Below are 19,496 nucleotides of genomic sequence, written 5' to 3'. Positions count from 1 at the left end.
TGAGCGGAAGATGTCGCGAGCTAGCCCTTGCTGCCTATGCGGGCCTTGAGCTGGCTTATCTTGTGGGCAAAGAGTTCCTTGTCCATGTTGTTGCCTTCGCCCTGAAGGGCTTCATAGGCGGCAAGAGCCCGGTCCAGTTTGCCTGCTTCTTCGGCAACCACGGCAAACTGCATTTTGGCTATGTTTTTGAAAGATTCGGGAGCGGCAGCATCAGCGGCTTCCAGTTCGGTAAAAGCTTCTTCAAGCTTGCCGGAAGCGGCAAGGGCCTGCGCCTTGCCCATGCGGGCCACAAAGGCCATATCGCCTGCCGCTATACCTGCAAGAGAATTCCAGAGGCCTGCGGCCTTTTCATAATCTTTCTTCTCAAGGCTCAGGCGGACCAGTTCAAACAATGCCGCAGGACGGACCGTTTCAGGGGCCTTGGCGGCAAATGCCTCAAGAGAGGCGAACTGATCGGCTCCGCTCTTGTTGATGAGGATGTCGCCCAGTTCCATGCGGGCGGAAGCAATGGATTTCTTGACGCTGTAGTCATAGATGCCATAACCGGCGACAATGGCGACAACGACACCAAGACTGATCAGAATAGTCTTGTAGTTCGCCACCAGAAACTTGAGAAGCGGCTGGGCTTCTTCGGAAATACCATGCTGGAGTTCGCCTACGATCCCCACATTGGTCGGATCTACGTGATGTTCAGTTTCCCTTTTTTCCGACATGCAATCTTATCTCCTCTTGCGTCGAGTACCAAATGAGAATACGCCGAAAGTCAGCGCAAAAACGCACTCCTTTGTAAGCTTGCATTACGAAAATGTCAAAAGGGTTTTGAGTGTTGTGACGTTCTGCTACACTTTGAAAGATGTTGAATAATGCAAAATCGACAGAGTTTTTTGCAGCTTTGCACCACACTTGCGATCCCTTCCCCAAATGTATACTCTTGCCGCACTCATCAAATCTACACAAAGGTGGAGGCTTCATGAATATTACGGAACAGATGCAGAGCATGGGCGAGAAAGCCAAGGAGGCTGCCCGCGCCCTTAGTGCAGCGAGCCCTGCCGCCAAGGCCGACGCGCTTGTGCGTCTGGCGGATCTGCTGCTGCAGAAAGAAGCAGCCATCACCGAAGCGAACAGCAAGGACCTTGAAGAAGCCCGCAAGCGCGGACTGGACGGTCCCAGAATGGACAGGCTGACCCTGACCCCGGCCATTATCAGGGAAATGTCAGATGCCTGCAGACAGGTTGCGGCAATGCCGGACCCCATCGGAGCCATAGAAACCCAGTGGCAGCGCCCCAACGGCCTGCTGGTGGGCAAAATGCGCATTCCGCTCGGCGTTATCGCCATGATATACGAATCCCGCCCCAACGTGACCGTGGATTCCGGCATTCTCTGCCTGAAGGCGGGCAACGCCGTCATCCTGCGCGGCGGTAGCGAGGCCATCAATTCCAACCTCGCCCTCGCGGCGCTGGTGCACGAAGCGCTTGAAGCGGCAGGACTGCCGCGCGACGCCGTGCAGGTTGTCCCCACAACGGACCGCGAAGCCATCAATACCCTGTGCAAGCTCGAACAATATATCGACGTGATCATCCCCCGCGGCGGTGAAACGCTTATCCGCAAGGTTGTGGAACTGGCAACCATGCCCGTGCTCAAGCACTACGAGGGTGTATGCCACGCCTACGTCGACAGCGGCGCGGACCTTGAAGAAGCCCTGACCGTGGTCTTCAACTCCAAAACCCATCGTCCCGGCGTGTGCAATGCACTTGAAGGGCTGCTGGTACATAAGGACGAGGCACAGGCCTTTCTGCCCATGGTGGCGGAAAAGCTGGGCGGTGCCGGTGTGGATTTTCGCGCCTGCCCCCGCTCACTGCCCCTGCTCGGCAGCACGGCCACGGCCATGAGCGAGAGCGACCCCGGCACGGAATACCACGCACTCATACTGCTGGTGAAGGTTGTGGATTCCATGAAGGAGGCGCAGGACTACATTGCCGCCTATGGTTCCAACCACACGGAAGTGATCTGCACCCGCGACCTTGACCGCGCCATGCGCTTTGTCCGCGAGGTGGATGCCTCCATGGTTGCGGTAAACGCCTCGTCGCGCTTCAACGATGGCGGTCAGCTTGGTCTGGGAGCCGAGATCGGCATCAGCACCTCCAAGCTGCATTCTTACGGCGTCATGGGGGTGAAGGAACTCACCACCACCAAGTTCGTCGTCTTCGGCAAGGGACAGATCAGGGTCTGATCCTGTCCATGAGCCCGCGGAGCCGCACGCCCCGGAGCAGACAAAAACAGGCAGGGGACAGCATCCCCTGCCTTCCTGCAACAAACGAACAGATACAGGCAGAAATCGCCCCGCTGACAGGCACAAGACACAGGTAAGGGGCCATCGCCTGCCTCTGTGACACACCGCTCAGAAACTTTTTATTTTCCGGAAGTTCCATGCAGACAATCGGCATTCTCGGCGGCACATTCAATCCGGTCCACATTGGTCATATCCGTCCTGCCGTGGAAGTATTCGAAGCGATCAAGCCGGACCGCATAGACCTCATTCCCTGCGCGTCTCCCCCGCACAAAGAGGGAGACAACCTGCTCCCCTTTGCACTGCGGGCCGAAATGGTTACTGCGGCTGCCGCCCCTTTTCCCTTTCTGCATGTGAGCAAGATGGAAAACGAGCGTCCCGGACCATCCTATACTATTGATACACTTGAAGAATACAGAAAAATCCACCCCGACAGCAAGTTGTTTTTCATACTGGGAGCGGGAGATCTCGCCACCCTGCCCACATGGCACAGGGGAATGGAAATTACAAACTTGGCCGACCTTGTCGTGCTGCCCAGATCGGGCAAAGACGCCGGAACCTTTCATGCCATCGTGAGCGAATACTGGCCCGGTGCCGAGCTGCTCAAAACAAAGGCCCCGCTGGCAGCCAAATACGGACTGCCAACGGGGCACACTATTCATTTTCTGCCACAGCCGCGCCTTGATATAAGCGCAACTCTGGTCCGCGAACGCTGGCTGGCCGGACGAAATGTGACCTATCTTGTTCCGCGCGCCGTACACGAGATCATGCAGAGAGAACGCGAAACCATCACGGCCTGCTGGAAAAACAGCTAGCTGTCTGCCGCCCGCGAGGCCTACGAGGCAACACGCTTGCCGAGTGCCCGCCAGAACATGACTCCTGCTCCATCCTGTTTAGCCTTGTACATGGCGGTATCCGCCCTGCCGAGCAGGTCTTCAGCCACCATGCCGTCATCCGGAAAAATGGCGACACCAAGGCTGGCACCGACGGAAACTTCCGTATCATTCAGCTTCAGCGGTCGGGACAGGGTTTGGTTTATCTCCATGGCCACCCGCATGGCGTCTTCCGACGAATGCAGGCCTTCCAGAGCCACACAGAACTCATCACCACCGATACGGGCTACCATGTCGGATTCCCGCACGCAGTCGCGCAGACGAACCGCCACCTCACGCAGCACCTTGTCTCCGGCCATGTGGCCGAACATGTCGTTCACCTTCTTGAAATCATTCAGGTCAACATACAGCAGGCCAAGCCTGTTGGTATTACGCGTGGCCAGAACAAGCGCATTGTCGAACCACTCGCGGAAATACACTCTGTTATAAAGGCCGGTAAGATCGTCACGGGATGCCCTGCGGCGCAGGTCCTGTTCGGTCAGTTTTCTCTCCGTAATGTCGAAGAGCATGCCTTCCACCGACAATATCTCATCATCCTCGTTGCAAACCGCATGTGCTGAAAGTTCCACCCAGATCACTTCCCCGTTTCTTTTCTTCATGCGGACCTGATGGCGGCTGACTCTGCCGTTCTCCCGCAGAACATCCAGAAACAGGGCACGATCGGCAGGGTCGGCATACAACTGGGTAGAAATATCGCCCACCTCCATAATCATGGCAGAGGGCGAATCATACCCGAACATGGCAGCCATGGCCGGGTTCACTTCCAGAAAACGGCCATCGGGCAAGGACTGGTACACCCCGTCGAGAACGCTCTCGAACAGGGTGCGGTATCTGTTTTCGGCTTCACGACGGGCCAGCTCGGAAGCGCGTTGTGCGCTCATGTCGTTCACCACACAGATATATCCGTGACGGTCGGCAATCTCACAATGGCAGATCTCGCCGGTACCGCCCCATGAGGCCACGGAAAAGCGTACGGGCAGCTCCCCGCCGCCTGCGGAGCGGAGATATCCGTCCACGACGATCTTGCCCGAATCATCAAGGTGCGCAATCTGATCCAGCAGATACTCCGCCGTATCCGCGCTCAACATCGATGGAAAAAAGAAATTGAAGCACCCTTCGCTATCGCACTGTATCTGTGATTGAAACCGCGAGTTGGCAAAAATGATACGGTATTCCGCATCGAGAATAACCAGCCCTTCAGACATGGTTTCAACGATACGCCTGTACTTGGCTTCGCTTATCCGAAGCTTTCTGTACAATTCCCTCTGATACAGAGCCATGCGCAAGCCGCGGTGCAGGGTCTCAAGAGATACCGGTTTCTCAAGCCATGCCAGCGGGTTGGTCAGCTTGGCCCTCTGGAACGTGGCATCATCCGTAGCGGAAGTAAGATAGACAACCGGTACGTCATACAGGCGGTGGATCTGCTCGGCCGTATCAACACCGTCCAGCTTGCCGGCAAGACCGATATCCATAACGACAACATCAGGGGCAAGCTCGCAGACCCGGCTCAAGGCCTCTTCACCGCTGGCAAAAACGCCTGCAACGATATACCCCAGCTGCGTCAGCTGCAAACATATGGCTTTTGCCGACACGGCCCCGTCTTCAATGACGAGAACCCGTGCAACAAAAGATGAATTATCATTAATCTCATCAGAACAAGACTCTGAAGCACTGCCCCCACAGCACCCCAAGCCTGATACGGAGTCACCCATCCGACTCTCCCCCTCTTGCAGAATAAGCTATCTTGATACCTCATCAGTTCAATAAAGCAAGCAAAATCATCAGCACCCCATTTTTACCCTTACACTTCTGAAGGCTTTACTCACCAGTCTTCAAAAGATAAAAGAAGTCTTCATCTATTGAAAACAGCTCTGGAGCTTCAAAGGCATGATGAAATTCACCGTTCCCAAAATAACGCGGGAAAACCTGTCGCGAGCGCGCTCTTACCTGCGCCGCAGCGAGATTATCCGTTCCCTTGAATCCATATGCGCAGGCATCGGAGAAATCCTTAATTCCAAATTAATGGGGCAGGCTCGTTACGAGGTTGAAGTTCTTGTATACGAATATATAAATGAACTGAACAAGCATCCGGAAATTATAAAGTTCTTCCAAAAAAGAAAAATATATGCCACGCCATTCATCCGTTATCAAAGGGGAGAGGAAAGAGAGCTGCTGGACCGGCTGGAATCTGTTCTGCACGGAATGAAGGAAGAACAACACGTCAAACAGGCAGCACGCGTTGAAAAAAAGATATCAAAGAAGGAAGAACTGCTCCAGAAGGGCAAAACCCTTATGCAGGCAAAGGACTATCCCCGGGGCAAGGGTGTGCTTCGCAGAGTGGTGGAAGGATGGGGACACGAAGAAGGTCTGATAACGGAAATAGCCATGCTGTTTCTGGAGCACCAGCTGTATCTGGAAGCCGTGGTCCTGTTTGAAAACGTCATTGAACAGTTTCCCTCTGACAGCAAGGCATACGGCGGCGCAGTGCGCTGCTACAAGGAACTGCACGAATTCGAGCGTTGTGAGCAGGTGTACCTGAAAGCCCTCAAACAGTTCGGTGCCCACCCCAAAACGCTGTTCAACATGGCGGAGCTTTACAAGCGCTGGCGCAAACTCGATCAGGCATATGATTATGCGAAACGCGCCGTTACCGCCGATCCATACATGGCGGAAGCCAAAGTGCTGATGGAAGAAATAGAAGCCCGAATTTTCTGATCCGGCCGTCGCAGACGGCAAATCAACGCTTCGTGCACGGACAGCTCAGCACGCATCAGTACATAACATCACATACTATTACGCAATATCGCACAACGCGACGTAAGCTTCAAACGAACTCAGGCCCGTTCCGACCTGCGGGGCATGCGGTTCACAGCTTCCACCACACGTTGCGGCGTTATGGACGCCATGCAGGCCTGCCCGTGCGGACAGGGCTTGCTTCCGTGCAGCGAACAGGGGCGGCACGGTTCATCTGCTTCCAGAATGATGTCGTCAGGCCCTTCGGGATAGAACCCCCATACGGCATGTGTGGGACCGAACAGGGCGATGACCGGCGTTCCCACACCTCCGGCAAGATGCATAGGGCCGGAATCTCCAGTGACAAGCATGTCGCATTGCCCCAGCAAGGCACAGGTTTCACGTAACGAAGTGGCATTTGTAAGATCGTGCACACCCGAAGGCATGACTGAGGCCATGGAATCACCCCGCCCCATGATCAGCACATTATGCCCCGCCGCAACAAGCGTTTCGGCAAGGCTGCTCCAGTATTCCGGCTTCCACGCCTTGTTGAGATGTGTGGAATAGGGATGCAAGGCCACGGTCTTGCCACTGCCCGCAATCATCGGGGCAACGCGGTGCATGGCTGAATTCTTTTCTTCCCCGGCAAGATGGATGACAGGCAGCAACTCGCGTCTCGGAGGGGCGACAGGCTCCACAGCCAGCGCATACCGCTGCGGCACGTTAAATTCGAGCAACTTTTCGCGGAACAGCTTTCCCTTGCTGCGCAAAAAGGCACGCCGCTCCATGCTGAACTTGGGATATTGCAGCACCTTGCCCTTCCAGAGTGCACCAAGCACACGGGAACGCAAGGTACCGTGCAGGTCCAGCAGGCCGCTTCCCTTCATTTCACGCGAGAGTTTTCTGCAAAGCCGCAACAGGCCGGCAGCGCTCAAATCCTCCCGCCGCACGCCTATCACATGGTCAATGGCGGGATGATGCTTGAGCACAGGTGCCCATTGCTCAAGCGTGAGAAAAGTAAAGCGCCAGTTACGCTCACGATGCCAGCGCTCAAGTACGCCGGTTGTAAGGGCAACGTCGCCCAACGCGCTCAGGCGCACCACGAGCCAATGTTCCGGTAGCTGCATAGTCTGTTGTTCCCTGTCCGAAGGTTCATGCCTGTCAGTGCATACCATACGCCATGAAAGGCAATCATGCCAGACGGCGGAAATACCTTCTATGGAGCCAAGTTTCAAGGAAGATATCCATCTGCATCTTCTGCCCCGCTCTCACCTGCAGCATGCAAAAAGACGCATCAATGCTCTGATCATGACACACAGCAGGGGCGAAAACGCCAACAGACCGGCAACGGTAACAGCGCAACCTATTCTCAGCCCAAATGTCACCAGCCCGTAACAACCTGACGTCCAAAGAGCGTAGTTACAAAACGTCCGCAGTTTAACATGCTGAAATCACGGACAACAGAAACGGACGACATGCATTCGCAATACGAGACGAGCACTCATTCAACACAGGGAAATCACCATGCTGGACAGTTCCATCAGCAACCAGCCTTCTCTGCCCGGCAACAACGCCGTGGACATTCACAACACCCAGCTTCGCGACACACTGCGGAGCCACACATGCCTCAACCTGATCGTCTTCAAGATAAGCGATCACATTCTCATGCGGGAACTCTACGGTGACGATGTTGCATCCAATCTCAACTCCCTGCTGAGACAAGGTATCGAGGCTGCCCTGGAAACCCTGAACGACCCCGAAACCGGCAGCATACGCTTCTTCCCGTTGGAAGCGGGGGAATACCTGCTCACATGGCCGGATGTGGGCTCGCGCCAGTACCGGCTCTCTGATGCAGCATTCACCATGAAGCTGCGCGTCCAGCAGTATCTGAAGCGGGAAATGCTGCGCCTGACAGGAAGAGAACCTCATCTGAACGTGGGGTGCGCCACGTACAGGCACAAGGATGGCGAATGTCAAGAAACCGACTTCATGCATGCCGTGCGTGAATGCCGCATCCTTGCCCGCAAGGGGTTTGATCTGGACACCCTGCGGCTCTCGCGCGAATTCAAATCGGTGTTGCAAACCCGCAGCATACAGACCCTGTATCAACCCATAGTCAGTTTTCCCACCGGCAACATCATGGCATGGGAAGCTTTGAGCCGCGGACCGGAAAATTCCCCGTTCAGATCCCCTGCCATTCTCTTTGACCTTGCGGAAGAAATGGGGATGCTCTTTGCGCTGGAACGCGTGTGCCGCGAAAATGCCATTGTGCATGCCGACAAACTGGCCGAGGCACAAAAACTCTTTCTGAATATTCACCCGCGCACCCTCACCGACCCCAGCTTTACCCCCGGCAGCACGCGGGAGATTATAGAAAAGGTGGGGCTGAAGGCCGAAAACATTGTTCTTGAAATTACAGAGCGCCACTCCATCCGCGATTTCAGCCTGTTCTATAAAACCCTCGACCACTACCGGGGACAGGGTTTCCAGATCGCCATAGACGATGCGGGCACGGGCTATTCCGGCCTTTCCACCATTGCCGAGCTCAAACCCAATTTCATCAAGATCGACATGTCACTGATCAGGAATATAGACAGAGACCCTGTGCGCCGTGCGCTGCTGGAAACCATAGTCGCCTTTGCCGACAAGATAGATTCCAAGGTCATTGCCGAAGGCATAGAAACACGGGAAGAGGCATCAACCCTGCTGCAGATAGGCACGCACTACGGTCAGGGCTATTATCTCGGGCGTCCGGCCTATCCCAAACAACAGGCAGCGGTGGACCTTTCCGACATACGCCCCGCAAACCAGCCCATATCCCTGCGAAGCAGCGGGTATTCCGTTCCTGTAGGCAATCTTGCCAAACCGGTCATAACCGTTTCCCCAAACACGCTCGTCAGTGAAATCCGGGAGCACTTCGGCGACAACAAACCCAACAGCAGCATTGCCGTTGCCGAAAACAACGTCCCCATCGGGCTTATCATGGAATACCACCTCAACCGGCAGCTTTCCGCCCAATATGGACTGGCCCTGTATTACAAACGCCCCGCCAAATCCGTGATGGATGCGGCACCACTCATTGTTGACGAAAACACTCCGGTAGAAAGCACCGCGCAGATGGCCATGCAAAGAAGCCAGCTGCAGGCATACGATGATGTCATCGTCACCAGAGACGGCACACTGCTCGGGCTGGTTTCCGTTCAAGCCCTGCTGCATGCCCTTGCACAGGCGCAGGTGGAGCTGGCCAAAGGCACGAACCCGCTCACCGGACTCCCCGGCAACGTGGCGCTGGAGAACGAAATTGAATGCCGCCTGCGAGGGGAATCCAGATTCGCGCTCATCTATGCCGACCTCGACAACTTCAAGGCATATAACGACACTTACGGCTTCAAAAACGGAGACAGGATCATCCTGCTGCTGGCGGATATTCTCACATGGGCCACAAAACGCCATGGAGCGCGCGGCGACATCGTGGCCCACATAGGCGGAGACGATTTTGTATGCGTCCTCGACCGCAGCACGGCAGAGCGCATCTGCAAGGCCGTTACCCGCTGCTTCAAACGCCTTGTCCGCAACTCCTACAGTCAGGCAGACCGTGCAAAGGGATGGATTCTGGCACGCGGCAGGGATGGTGTGGAAAGGGAATTTCCTCTCATATCGGTTTCACTTGCCGTCATAGACTGTCAGGGAAGCTGCTCCCTGCAGGAGATCGGCGAACGCGCCGCCCAGATGAAGCACTTTGCCAAATCAATACCCGGCAACGTATATGTGCTGGACAGACGGGTGCCGGTGGGCGCGCAAATCGGCACAGAATGCCACTACGTTGATCAGAGTTCCACGAACGACCAATAAAAAAAGCCGCCCTCGGGCGGCTTTAATTTTACAGTTCTTCTCCTTCCATTTCAGAGAAGTCATCCTTCCCTTTCCCCATCCTCAGGGGCGGCATGGACCGAACAGAAGGTTTCCGGACAGTAGCAGACTGGGTGTCACTCTGCCTGTCGGCGTTCTCGCCTGACGGAGTACGTCCGGCACTGTGCGGAGAAGATTGAGGCACCTGCCCTTCGGCAATAATGAAGGCATCAAGGGCAGACCGCAAGGTGTTCAGTTCCATGACAAGGCCGCTGAAGGCCTTACCCATGGTTGCAGCGAGAGAGCGCAACTCTTCATCACGTTCACCCGGGCGGGCCTGCGCCGTGCGCGAGGAAGCCATGCGCCGCAGAGCAACCATCTCGTCTTCAAGAACGGCGGCACCGGCTGCCACTTCCTGAATGCCCTGCCCCAGCGTTTCCTGCACATCGCGGATTAACACAGCGGTATCGTCAGAAGCCCTGCGTCCGGCATAGAGTGATTCTCCCATGGCTGCTGCATGTTCGCGGCAACGCTCCACCACGCCACGCAGTTCGTTGACAATGGCAGCAAGGCCGCCTGCGCTGTCGCCCACCCTGCCCATCTCGATATTCACGTTGATGGCCAGCGTTTCTATCTGTCTGGCAATGTCTTCTGCAAAGGTAGCCTTGCCCATGAGAGAACGGAACTCAGCATCAAGCCGGGAAACAGCACCCGCAAGCCTGTCTGCGCCCTTGCCTGCATCCCTGAGGCTGGCTGCGTTCCCTTTCAGGGCTGCATTCACAGACTCAAGTCTGGGCAGCACCTCTCCGATCTGACCTGTGGGTGCGGGGGCAGCACCGCGTCCTGTGAGCCTCGCTTCCAGCGCCTTGAGGGCCTCCATGGCCCTGCCTGCCGCATCGCGCACAGCTACGGACGCATTGCGGGCAGAACCGACCTTCACGCAGACAAACTTCTGCAGGCCGTTCAGCGCCGCCATGGTTTCGTCCTTGCCGGAACGGGGAGCCTCAACAACATGGAAGTCACCGGCTGCGCCTCGCGCAAGCCCTTCGCGCAGCGCCTGGCCGCTCTCGGCAAGCTGCAGAAGGGCATTGCCCAGAACATCATTTTCAGAACGAACAGGAACAGGCCTGTTCCACTCCCCTTCGGCCATGGCCTTGGCGCATTCAGCCATGTCGGCACTGCTCAGCGCCAGACGCTGCATGGCATCCGTAAGCTGGCCCATGTCCTCGACGCTGTCCTTGGGATCACGCACAGGGCATTCGCCGCCAGCAAGCGCATCAAGGGCATTCTGTGCCCTCTGCAGCCGCTTGCGCACGCCCGAACTGATGATGAGGGTGAAAATAAGCGCCACAAACACTGCAAAGGCTACTATGCCCCCGACCGTCAGCGAACCTATGTCATGAACATAATCGAGGTCTGCCTCGTATTTGTCTGCAAGCACGGTCATGGGATCACGCATGTCCGCAACGGCCAATGCAAGGGTGGAACGAACATCGTTCATCAGCCCCGTGGAATCCTCAAGATCGCTCAGGGCCGCAATATAATCCCGCCCGTGGGCCAGCAGGGTATCGGCAAAATCCTTGTCGGCCATTGCCGTCATGGTCTCCTTCAGATCGCCGAGCAGGCTGAGCACGGTTCCCATGCGGGTGCGCACCTCTTCCAGCACCTTGGGATCGCCCGATCGCATCCATTCACGCGAAAGCATGCGCGCTTCGTAAAACTCCCGCTGCACATTGTTGACAAGGCGCATTTCGGCAAGGCGGGTATTCACCACATCGCCGCTTGCATACCCGTCCGGGTGCACAAAGGCGGCATCTCTTTTCTTTCCGGCCAGTTCCTCAAACAAGGTCATGAACTGGGTTGCGGCATCCTCCGCTTCCTGCACGCGGGTTGCGCGGCCATTCGCAACGGACTGCCAGCGCTCAAGCGCGCCACGAAACTCGATGTTCGCCCGCATCGCCTTGTCCAGACGAACGGCAACATCATGCTCAACCACCATCTTGAACGCGGAAAAGGACTGGTCCAGCTGGCCGCTGCGCGATAGCACCGCGTCCAGCGCCCCGGGCTTGGGCTCAAGCATGAACTGCAGCGCCCCTGCCTGCATGGTGCGCAGTTCCGCCTCAAGCATGGCCCTGCGCTCAAGAACTCCCTGCGCTATGGTCAGTCTTCGCTGCCCTTCCCACCCTACAGCCACCAAGGCTGCCATGAGAAGAAGCATCAGACTGAACCCGATAAAAAGTCGTAACCCGATTCGCATCACGAACTCCGTAGAATGACAATTTCAGGATGTAGCGACTATACCTTTTTTCAAAAGAATACAAACAGGGAATATATGACAATTCCGCGCAACCCTCTTCCAATTCCCCCTCACGCTGCCGGATCAATAAAATTGCACGGGATTTGCTTTGACTTGACGGTTAGGGTAATAATTACCCATGGTTCTTGTTTGCGAACCGTTTACAAGATCAATACCATTTTACCCACAGGCTACTCAAAAGGAGTACCGCATGCCTTCTCCCCTTGCATGGGTTACACCGGGGTTACATCAGGAACTGGCACATCTGACACTGGATGAAGTCTGCGCCCATCTTGCCAACTATTCCGGCAACTTCACTCTGGATGACGTGGCAGCCATTGCCTACATCAACAGGCTGTTCTCTGATGAGAACATATCAACCCATGCAGGCGCAAAATCAGCTTTATTACAATGCACCGCGGTAACAGCCCAGTTCGCCCCGCTTGACGAATCTGTGCTGCAGCTGCTTGATCACATAACCCCAAGCGATGAATTAAAAAAGAGAATCAGCCTTCTCAAACGGATCGCTCCCCCGCAGGATCTCCGCCAGCGGGCACAAAACCACTTCAGCATCAGCAACAATGCGCAGGGCGAAAGACTTGCCCTGCAGATACTGAAAGAACTTCCCGCCTGTATATGGGCGGCTGTTGCCCTTTTGCGCGGGGACTACGATGAGGGCAGAATGCCGGGCGGATGGCTTGCTTCCTTCAAGTGCATTCCCCCCCTTGAACCCTTCTGGCAGCAGATACTTTTCAACCACTACGCCGCTCTTGGTTTCAGAGAACAGGCCATGGAGATATGGGAGAAGATGGACAAGAATTCTCTTGGCTCCCACACGCTCAACCTGGCTGCAGAAGCCATGTATGCTGAGGGTGACCGTGGCACAGCTTCCTCCCTCTACATGCGGTCCCTCAAGAAAGACCCCCGCCAGATTCCTGTCCGCTACAGGCTTGAGGCGCTTTCAGAGTCCTTCGTTCCCGATAGGCAGCTTCTTGAAAGCCGCAAAATCAATATTTATCTGTATTCATGGAACAAGGCCGATTTTCTCGAGAAAACACTCCGCAGCCTCGCAGGAACCAATATCGGCAACGCCCGCATAACAGTACTGCTGAACGGCTGCACGGACGATTCTCTCGAAAGGGTGACCGGCATACGCGACACATTGTTCCCGGACAGGCTGGAAATCATATCCCTGCCAGTCAACGTAGGCGCTCCGGCAGCCCGTAACTGGCTGGTTGCCTTGCCCGGCACCAGAGAAGCAGATTACACGGCATTTCTCGATGATGATGTCGATGTGGAAGAAAACTGGCTCGCCTCGCTGATGACAGTTTTGGAAGCGCACCCCAAGGCAGGTGTTGCCGGTTGCAAGATAGTTAACCCCGGCACTCCCAGACGCTACCAGTATCTCTACAGAACCCCTTCAGTCGTGCGTGACGACCTGATCAGAATAAGCCTTGATACCCCTCCCATGAAGCACGATACGGGGCTGTACGATTTCATACGCCCGACTGCCAATGTCATGGGATGCTGCCATGTCTTCCGCAGACAGGCGCTTCTGGACTGCCCTACCTTCGACCTGCGCTTCTCGCCAAGCCAGATGGATGACGTGGCCCACGATTTTGATCTGGCACTCAAGGGATACGAGATTCTCTACTGCGGCCATGTCACCTGCGTGCACCACCAGAATACGGGCAAGAACTTCATTCAGGCGCAAAGCATGAATCAACTGGGCAACATTCTGGGCAATGACGTCAAATTCTTCCACAAGTTCTGGAATGAGCGGGAAAAACTGCGTCAGCTGATGAACAAATGACATAACAAAGGCGGTGTTTAGCACCGCCTCAGACTGCTGACAAAGTCATTTCTGGTATTTTTTGGCTCCGCCGGGCAGGAACCTAACGTTCCTGCACCTCGTATAAGCGATGAAAATCCGTTTTTGGACCTCAGTTCCGGCTTAACAGGAATATGAGTTTACTGAAAACGAAGGTTTGTCATTACCCTGAGGCGGTGTTTAACACCGCCTTTTCTTTTACTGCATACCTGCCTTGAGGGACTGGATGCGCTCGTATGAACGCTGCACCCTCTGTCGCGAAATCCGTTTTGTATCCACCAGCCGCAGGATGATGCGTGTCACCTTGGGGACAATGTCAGCATCGTAACTGATATTGTTGCCGAAGAGCAGCATGTCTGCCCCTGCATGAATGGCGCGTTCCACGGCCTCTTCAAGCCCGTAGGCATCGGCAATGGCCTTCATCTGCATATCGTCGGTAATGATCACCCCGTCGTACCGCATCTGCTCGCGCAAAATGCCCCCGATAATGCTGCGGGAAAGGGTGGCGGGATACTCGGCATCCAGACGGGCGTTGAACAGATGGCCCGTCATGACCGCCGTGCGCAGCCCGTTGCGGGCTCCCTGCTCAAGCACGGTCTTGAAGGGTTTCAATTCCTTGAAGGACCATGTGGAGGTTATGTCCGTCACACCGAGATGCGAATCAGCAGCCGAACTGCCATGACCGGGAAAATGCTTGAGGCAGGCGATAACGCCGTGGGCATTCAGCCCTTCGGCAAAGGCGGCACCATGTTCGGCCACCACCTTGGGGTCGGCGGAAAAACTGCGGCCAAGCTTGCCGATGACGGGACAATCCGGATTCACATTCACATCCAGCACGGGCGCATAATCCCAGTTCACCCCCACCTCGGCCAGCATGCGGCCGACGGTTTCTCCGGCCTTGCGTGTTGCCTCTACCGTACCGTTACCGAGCACGGCGGCGGAAGGTGTAGCAGGAAAACCATGTGCAGCCTTCAGGCGGGCCACACGGCCACCTTCCTGATCTATGGCGATGAACAGGGGCATGCGGGCCGCCTGTTGCAGCGATGTCGTAAGCGCCTTTACCTGAGCACGGTCGCGGATGTTCCGCTCCTTGCTCTTGAGTGCCACGTCGTAGTCAAAAAGGATAACGCCGCCCACATTGTATTGCATGATGTCACGCATTACCGGGCTTTCCGGCGTTACTTCCATGCCGCGGAATCCCACCAGCAGCATCTGACCGACCATATCGTGCAGAGAAGCCTTGGCCGTGACCTTGGCAAAAGCAGAAGCGGCGGGAATCAACCCCGCCGCCAGAAAGAGCATTATGCAGACCAGCAAACGCTTAATCATGACGAAACTCCTGCGCCACTCCGGGGCGCACCTGACATTTGACGCGGATATTGCGGCCGACCGTGCCGTAGTCGCCCACCATGTTGAAGCTGCTTGCCTCCAGAACATCCACATTTCCTTCGGGAACGGCGACGCCCTGTTCGCCCAGATGCGCCAGCAGCATGCTCACGGCATCCTTGCGGGCGTGCTCCAGCATATAGCCGCGGGTGACGGAATCCCTGATGCCGAGCGTGGGAATGAAGCGGATGCCCTTTTCGGTATCCGCAAAAAGTTCGAGTTCAAAGGTCGTGCGGGTAAGCGCGGCACCAATGGCGTTGGCAATGGCGTGCTGTTCGGGAACTTCCACCCGCCGCTGCATGGCCTTGGCCAGAAGGCTGCTGAATGCCTTGGCTGGTCCGCCCATGATGTAGATACGGCTCGGTTCGAGCTTTGCGCCTTCAATCAGCTCCATGATCGTGTACACGGGGCGGGAGTTCACTTCTTCCAGCAGGCCTTCAACTGCGCGCGCTATGGCGTTCACGGCCGTTTCAATGGCTGCATCCGCAAGCGCATCCGGGAACATGTCCCACAGGGTGGCAAGGCTCCGTATCCCTTCCTTACTGGCTTCCGTATCGCCGAAGTCAGCAAGGCCCTTGTAGATGAGGGCATCTATAAGGGTAGGCTGCTTGCCACCGGCGGCCATGCAGGGGCCTATGCGTTCTGGCCCCACACGCACGGCACCGGCCTGCACATGCAGGCGCGAATCGCCGCCAATGCCTATGGAACGGGTACGCAGCGCGCGGACGAGAGTAGGATAACTGCCCACTTCTATACCGTCGTTCTCTATGACCGGAGAACCGGACGCAAAGATGGCAATGTCGGTTGTCGTGCCGCCTATGTCGAGAATCACGGAATCCTGCCGGATGTCGCACAGGGCGATAATGCCCATGACGCTGGCGGCCGGTCCCGAAAGGATGGATTCCACAGGATGCTCGCGTGAAATGGCCAGAGGCATGGTGCCACCGTCCGCCTTGAGAATATGCACCGGCGCATAAATGCCGTATTCGCGCACGCTCTGCTCTATGGCATCGGCAAACTTGTTGTAGATGCGCCAGACAGCTGAATTGTAATAGGCGGTGGCAATGCGGCGGGGAAAATTGAGTTGACCGGAAATGCGGTGCCCCTGCGACACAAAGTCCGCGCAGGCCATGAGCCTGTCAGCAAACATGCTCTCATGGGCAGGGTTGCGGGTGGAAAATTTGCCCACCACCGCGTAGACCTTGAGTCCTGTCTCGCAGCAGTTGCGCACCAGCGCATCCATCTCTATCTCGTCGGGCGGAGAGATCTCCTCCCCCCTGTGATCTATGGAGCCACTGACGGTGTAGTAGTACGGACCAACCTGATAGTCGTCCGGGTCGATACCGGGACCGGCGGAAACCAGCACGCCCACGTCCTCTGTCCTGCCTTCGACAATGGCATTGGTGGACAGCGTGGTGGAAAGATTCAGGCGCGAAACAGCCTTGGGGTCAACATCTGCAAGCACCGCCTTGAGTGCACTCTGCACCGAAAACAGCAGATTGAGATGATCAGTAGAGACCTTGGCAGAAGCAACCACCCTGCCGCCGTCAACCACCACCGCGTCCGTATGGGTTCCCCCTACATCTATGCCGATACGCACTCTATCCTCCCGCTTGGCTCAGCCGCCGACAACATGCCCGCCCTGCCGGTTACAGCTCGGTCAGACGGGCGGCAAGGGTCAGAGCTTCTTCAAAGCTGCCGGTATCGGCAACGCCCTTGCCCGTAATATCAAAGCCGGTACCGTGGTCCACCGAGGTCCGCACGAAAGGCAGCCCCAGCGTAACATTCACGGCCCGTGAAAAATGCATCAGTTTGAGCGGCGGCAATCCCTGATCATGATACATGGCCAGCACAGCGGAAAACTCGCCCTTGGCAGCACGGTAGAACAGGGTATCCGCAGGCAGCGGTCCCACCACGCTCAATCCGCCCTTGCGGGCATCTTCCACGGCGGGAGCCACAATCTCGATATCCTCACGCCCTATCTTGCCGGACTCGCCGGCATGGGGATTAAGGCCACACACAGCCACGGGCGTTTTCACGCCGAGCTTGCGCACAAAATCCACAGTCAGCACAAGGCAGCGCTTTATGCGCTCACGGGTGACAAGGTCTGCAACCTCCCGCAGCGGAGGGTGCGTGGTGACAAGGCTTACACGCAGCTTGCTGCCGCACAGGTGCATGCACACGTCCTCGTCCCGCAGGCCCGCAAAACGCGCCAGAAATTCGGTATGACCGGGGAAATTGAAACCAGCTTCCTGCAGCATGGCCTTGTGCAGGGGCAGCGTGACCACGCCGTCTGCCACACCGGAACGGATGAGCTTGCAGGCGGCTTCCAGCGAGTAGCCCGCTCCCTTGCCGCCGTGCGCAGTGGCCTGCCCCATGTTCAGGGTCAGCCCTTCCAGCCCGATGGGCTCATAGAGAAACACCCCCGGTTCTTCACCGCTGACCCTTTCAGGATCTTCAATACGGGTCCAGAAAGGGGCAATGCCCAGCAGGTCGGCGTGCATGCGCAGCGCCGATTCCGGTCCGATGAGTATGAGCGGCACAAGCGGAAGACTGCCGCTTCCGCCGAGACCGAAGAGTCTGCAGGCCAGTTCGGGGCCTAATCCGTTCGGATCACCCAGTGTTACGAGAAGAGGTTTCATGATCGCTATTCACCGTACAAGCTGTTGTATTTCATTTCTATACGGGAAGCCTATGCAGTTTTGTAGAGGGTGTAAAGAGAAACCGCGCCGCCCCCTGCGTGATATTCTGGACCCACCCCGTCCCGCGGGCTGGCGTTACCGGCAACCATATGTTAATAAGCCTGTATTGTTTGAAAACCCCGAGCCGACAGGGTGGCCCCGCCTGCCCTGAATACTCAGCAGGAGTCGTTCATGCCGAAACGCAAAAATGCCGAAAGCAATTTTTCCATAGATACGACCATTCCCACTCTGGGAAATGCCAAGATTCCTTCCCCCATTTCCTTCTGTCGCTTCGAGGACGATGAGAAAGGGCTGAGTGTATTCCTCGACAGGGAGTTTCTGGAAGAACTGGGCGATGAGGAGCCCATTCCTATCCGGTTCGAGAGCGCCGGTCCGCGCCGCCACCTCTTTTTCGACACCTCCAAGACCAAGTGCGCCATCGTCACCTGCGGCGGCCTTTGCCCCGGCATTAACGACGTGATCCGCGCCATCGTCATGGAGGCCTACCACAACTACAATGTGGCAGGGGTAATGGGCATACGTTACGGGCTTGAGGGCTTCATCCCCAAATACGGGCACGAAATCGTGGAGCTGACTCCCGATTCCGTTTCCAACATCCACCAGTTCGGCGGCACGGTGCTCGGCTCCTCACGCGGCCCGCAGAACCCCGAAGATATCGTGGATGCGCTTGAACGCATGAACGTGAACTGCCTGTTCATGATCGGCGGCGACGGCACCATGAAGGCTGTCAAATCCATCGTGGCCGAAATTACCAAGCGCAATCTCAAGATTGCCGTCATCGGCATTCCCAAGACCATTGATAACGACATCAGCTTCATTCCGCAGTCCTTCGGCTTTGAAACCGCCGTGGACAAGGCGACCGAGGCCATCAGCTGCGCCCATACCGAAGCACAGGGCGCCATGAACGGCATCGGCCTCGTCAAGCTCATGGGCCGCGAGTCGGGCTTTATCGCTGCGCAGTCCACGTTCTCCATCAAGGAAGTGAACTTCGTGCTCATTCCCGAAACCAGATTTGAACTGGATGGGGAAAACGGCCTGCTGCCCGCGCTGGCAGATCGTCTGAAGCGCCGCAAGCATGCCGTTATCGTGGTGGCCGAAGGAGCGGGACAACACCTCATGTCCACCAACAAGGCAACGGACATTTCGGGCAACCCCGTTCTCGGCGACTTCACCACCCTGCTCAAGGACCGCATCAAGGAATACCTGAGCAACGTGGGCATGCCCTACACGCTCAAATACATCGATCCGAGCTACATCATCCGCTCCGTTCCGGCCAACGCCAACGACCGCATCTACTGCGGCCTGCTGGGGCAGAGCGCGGTGCATGCGGCCATGGCGGGCAAAACCTCTATGGTTGTTTCCAAACTCATGGACCGCTATGTGCACATTCCGCTCGATCTGGTCACGCGCAAGCGCCGCACGCTGAACATTCATTCCGACTACTGGCGCGCCGTGCTCGAATCCACGGGACAGTCCGCCCTGCGCGGCATGGTACCCGACAACTACTGCGAACTGTAAT

13 protein-coding genes are annotated in these 19,496 nt (G+C 56.5%); 6 read left to right on the top strand and 7 right to left on the bottom strand.

The genetic code is table 11. From position 1 onward, the window contains the following. Positions 1 to 20 precede the first annotated feature (20 nt). Entirely contained in the window at positions 21 to 713 is a 693-nt protein-coding gene (locus HUV30_RS10025) for a tetratricopeptide repeat protein (protein WP_174405291.1), read from the bottom strand. 257 nt (positions 714 to 970) lie between these two features. On the opposite strand from HUV30_RS10025, the gene HUV30_RS10020 reads away from it, so the two are divergent. Together HUV30_RS10020 and nadD are read left to right on the top strand one after the other, a co-directional pair. Continuing rightward, positions 971 to 2,230, top strand: coding sequence for a glutamate-5-semialdehyde dehydrogenase (locus tag HUV30_RS10020; RefSeq protein ID WP_174405290.1), 1,260 nt, complete (start codon positions 971 to 973; stop codon positions 2,228 to 2,230). Positions 2,231 to 2,427: 197 nt separating this feature from the next. Then, positions 2,428 to 3,102, top strand: coding sequence for a nicotinate-nucleotide adenylyltransferase (nadD, locus tag HUV30_RS10015; RefSeq protein WP_174405289.1), 675 nt, complete (start codon positions 2,428 to 2,430; stop codon positions 3,100 to 3,102). Positions 3,103 to 3,122: 20 nt separating this feature from the next. Here the strand turns inward: nadD and HUV30_RS10010 are convergent, their stop codons facing one another. Beyond that, entirely contained in the window at positions 3,123 to 4,892 is a 1,770-nt protein-coding gene (locus tag HUV30_RS10010; RefSeq protein WP_276512311.1) for a diguanylate cyclase domain-containing protein, read from the bottom strand. Between the two features lie 175 nt (positions 4,893 to 5,067). Between HUV30_RS10010 and HUV30_RS10005 the strand changes: the two genes are divergently transcribed. After that, on the top strand, positions 5,068 to 5,895 hold the full coding sequence (locus tag HUV30_RS10005) for a tetratricopeptide repeat protein (protein ID WP_174405287.1): 828 nt from the start codon (positions 5,068 to 5,070) through the stop codon (positions 5,893 to 5,895). Positions 5,896 to 6,014: 119 nt separating this feature from the next. On the opposite strand, the gene HUV30_RS10000 is transcribed toward HUV30_RS10005, so the two are convergent. Then, the gene (locus tag HUV30_RS10000; RefSeq protein ID WP_174405286.1) at positions 6,015 to 7,040 is read right to left on the bottom strand and encodes a glycosyltransferase family 9 protein; all 1,026 of its coding nucleotides are present in this window, start codon (positions 7,038 to 7,040) and stop codon (positions 6,015 to 6,017) included. 397 nt (positions 7,041 to 7,437) lie between these two features. Here HUV30_RS10000 and HUV30_RS09995 point away from each other — a divergent pair, with 397 nt between their 5' ends. Further along, positions 7,438 to 9,765 carry a GGDEF domain-containing protein gene (locus tag HUV30_RS09995; protein WP_174405285.1) on the top strand — a complete coding sequence of 776 codons (2,328 nt, stop codon included), beginning with the start codon at positions 7,438 to 7,440 and terminating at the stop codon, positions 9,763 to 9,765. 28 nt (positions 9,766 to 9,793) lie between these two features. Here HUV30_RS09995 and HUV30_RS09990 read toward each other — a convergent pair whose 3' ends face one another. After that, positions 9,794 to 12,019, bottom strand: a complete 2,226-nt coding sequence (locus HUV30_RS09990) for a methyl-accepting chemotaxis protein (RefSeq protein ID WP_174405284.1) — start codon at positions 12,017 to 12,019, stop codon at positions 9,794 to 9,796. A 250-nt stretch (positions 12,020 to 12,269) separates the two neighbouring features. On the opposite strand from HUV30_RS09990, the gene HUV30_RS09985 reads away from it, so the two are divergent. After that, complete coding sequence (locus HUV30_RS09985) at positions 12,270 to 13,871, top strand: glycosyltransferase (RefSeq protein ID WP_174405283.1); 1,602 nt, start codon at positions 12,270 to 12,272, stop codon at positions 13,869 to 13,871. A 216-nt stretch (positions 13,872 to 14,087) separates the two neighbouring features. On the opposite strand, the gene HUV30_RS09980 is transcribed toward HUV30_RS09985, so the two are convergent. From HUV30_RS09980 to pdxA, 3 genes are read right to left on the bottom strand one after another with little or no spacing between them, the layout of a single operon-like run. Continuing rightward, the gene (locus tag HUV30_RS09980; protein WP_174405282.1) at positions 14,088 to 15,218 is read right to left on the bottom strand and encodes a glycoside hydrolase family 3 protein; all 1,131 of its coding nucleotides are present in this window, start codon (positions 15,216 to 15,218) and stop codon (positions 14,088 to 14,090) included. Then, positions 15,211 to 16,875, bottom strand: a complete 1,665-nt coding sequence (locus HUV30_RS09975; RefSeq protein ID WP_174405281.1) for a hydantoinase/oxoprolinase family protein — start codon at positions 16,873 to 16,875, stop codon at positions 15,211 to 15,213. Before HUV30_RS09975 ends, HUV30_RS09980 begins: the two co-directional genes overlap by 8 nt. A gap of 49 nt (positions 16,876 to 16,924) precedes the next feature. Further along, positions 16,925 to 17,917 carry a 4-hydroxythreonine-4-phosphate dehydrogenase PdxA gene (pdxA, locus tag HUV30_RS09970; RefSeq protein ID WP_174405280.1) on the bottom strand — a complete coding sequence of 331 codons (993 nt, stop codon included), beginning with the start codon at positions 17,915 to 17,917 and terminating at the stop codon, positions 16,925 to 16,927. Between the two features lie 231 nt (positions 17,918 to 18,148). Between pdxA and HUV30_RS09965 the strand changes: the two genes are divergently transcribed. Next, a complete protein-coding gene (locus tag HUV30_RS09965) occupies positions 18,149 to 19,495 on the top strand; it encodes an ATP-dependent 6-phosphofructokinase (RefSeq protein WP_174405279.1) in 1,347 nt (448 codons plus the stop codon). Position 19,496 lies beyond the last annotated feature (1 nt).

The sequence above is a fragment of the Desulfovibrio subterraneus genome (assembly GCF_013340285.1).
In the GTDB taxonomy this organism is placed as follows: Bacteria; Desulfobacterota; Desulfovibrionia; order Desulfovibrionales; family Desulfovibrionaceae; genus Halodesulfovibrio; species Halodesulfovibrio subterraneus.
Note: the sequence above shows the minus strand (reverse complement) of the source record. Positions and strands in the feature narration are given on the sequence as shown.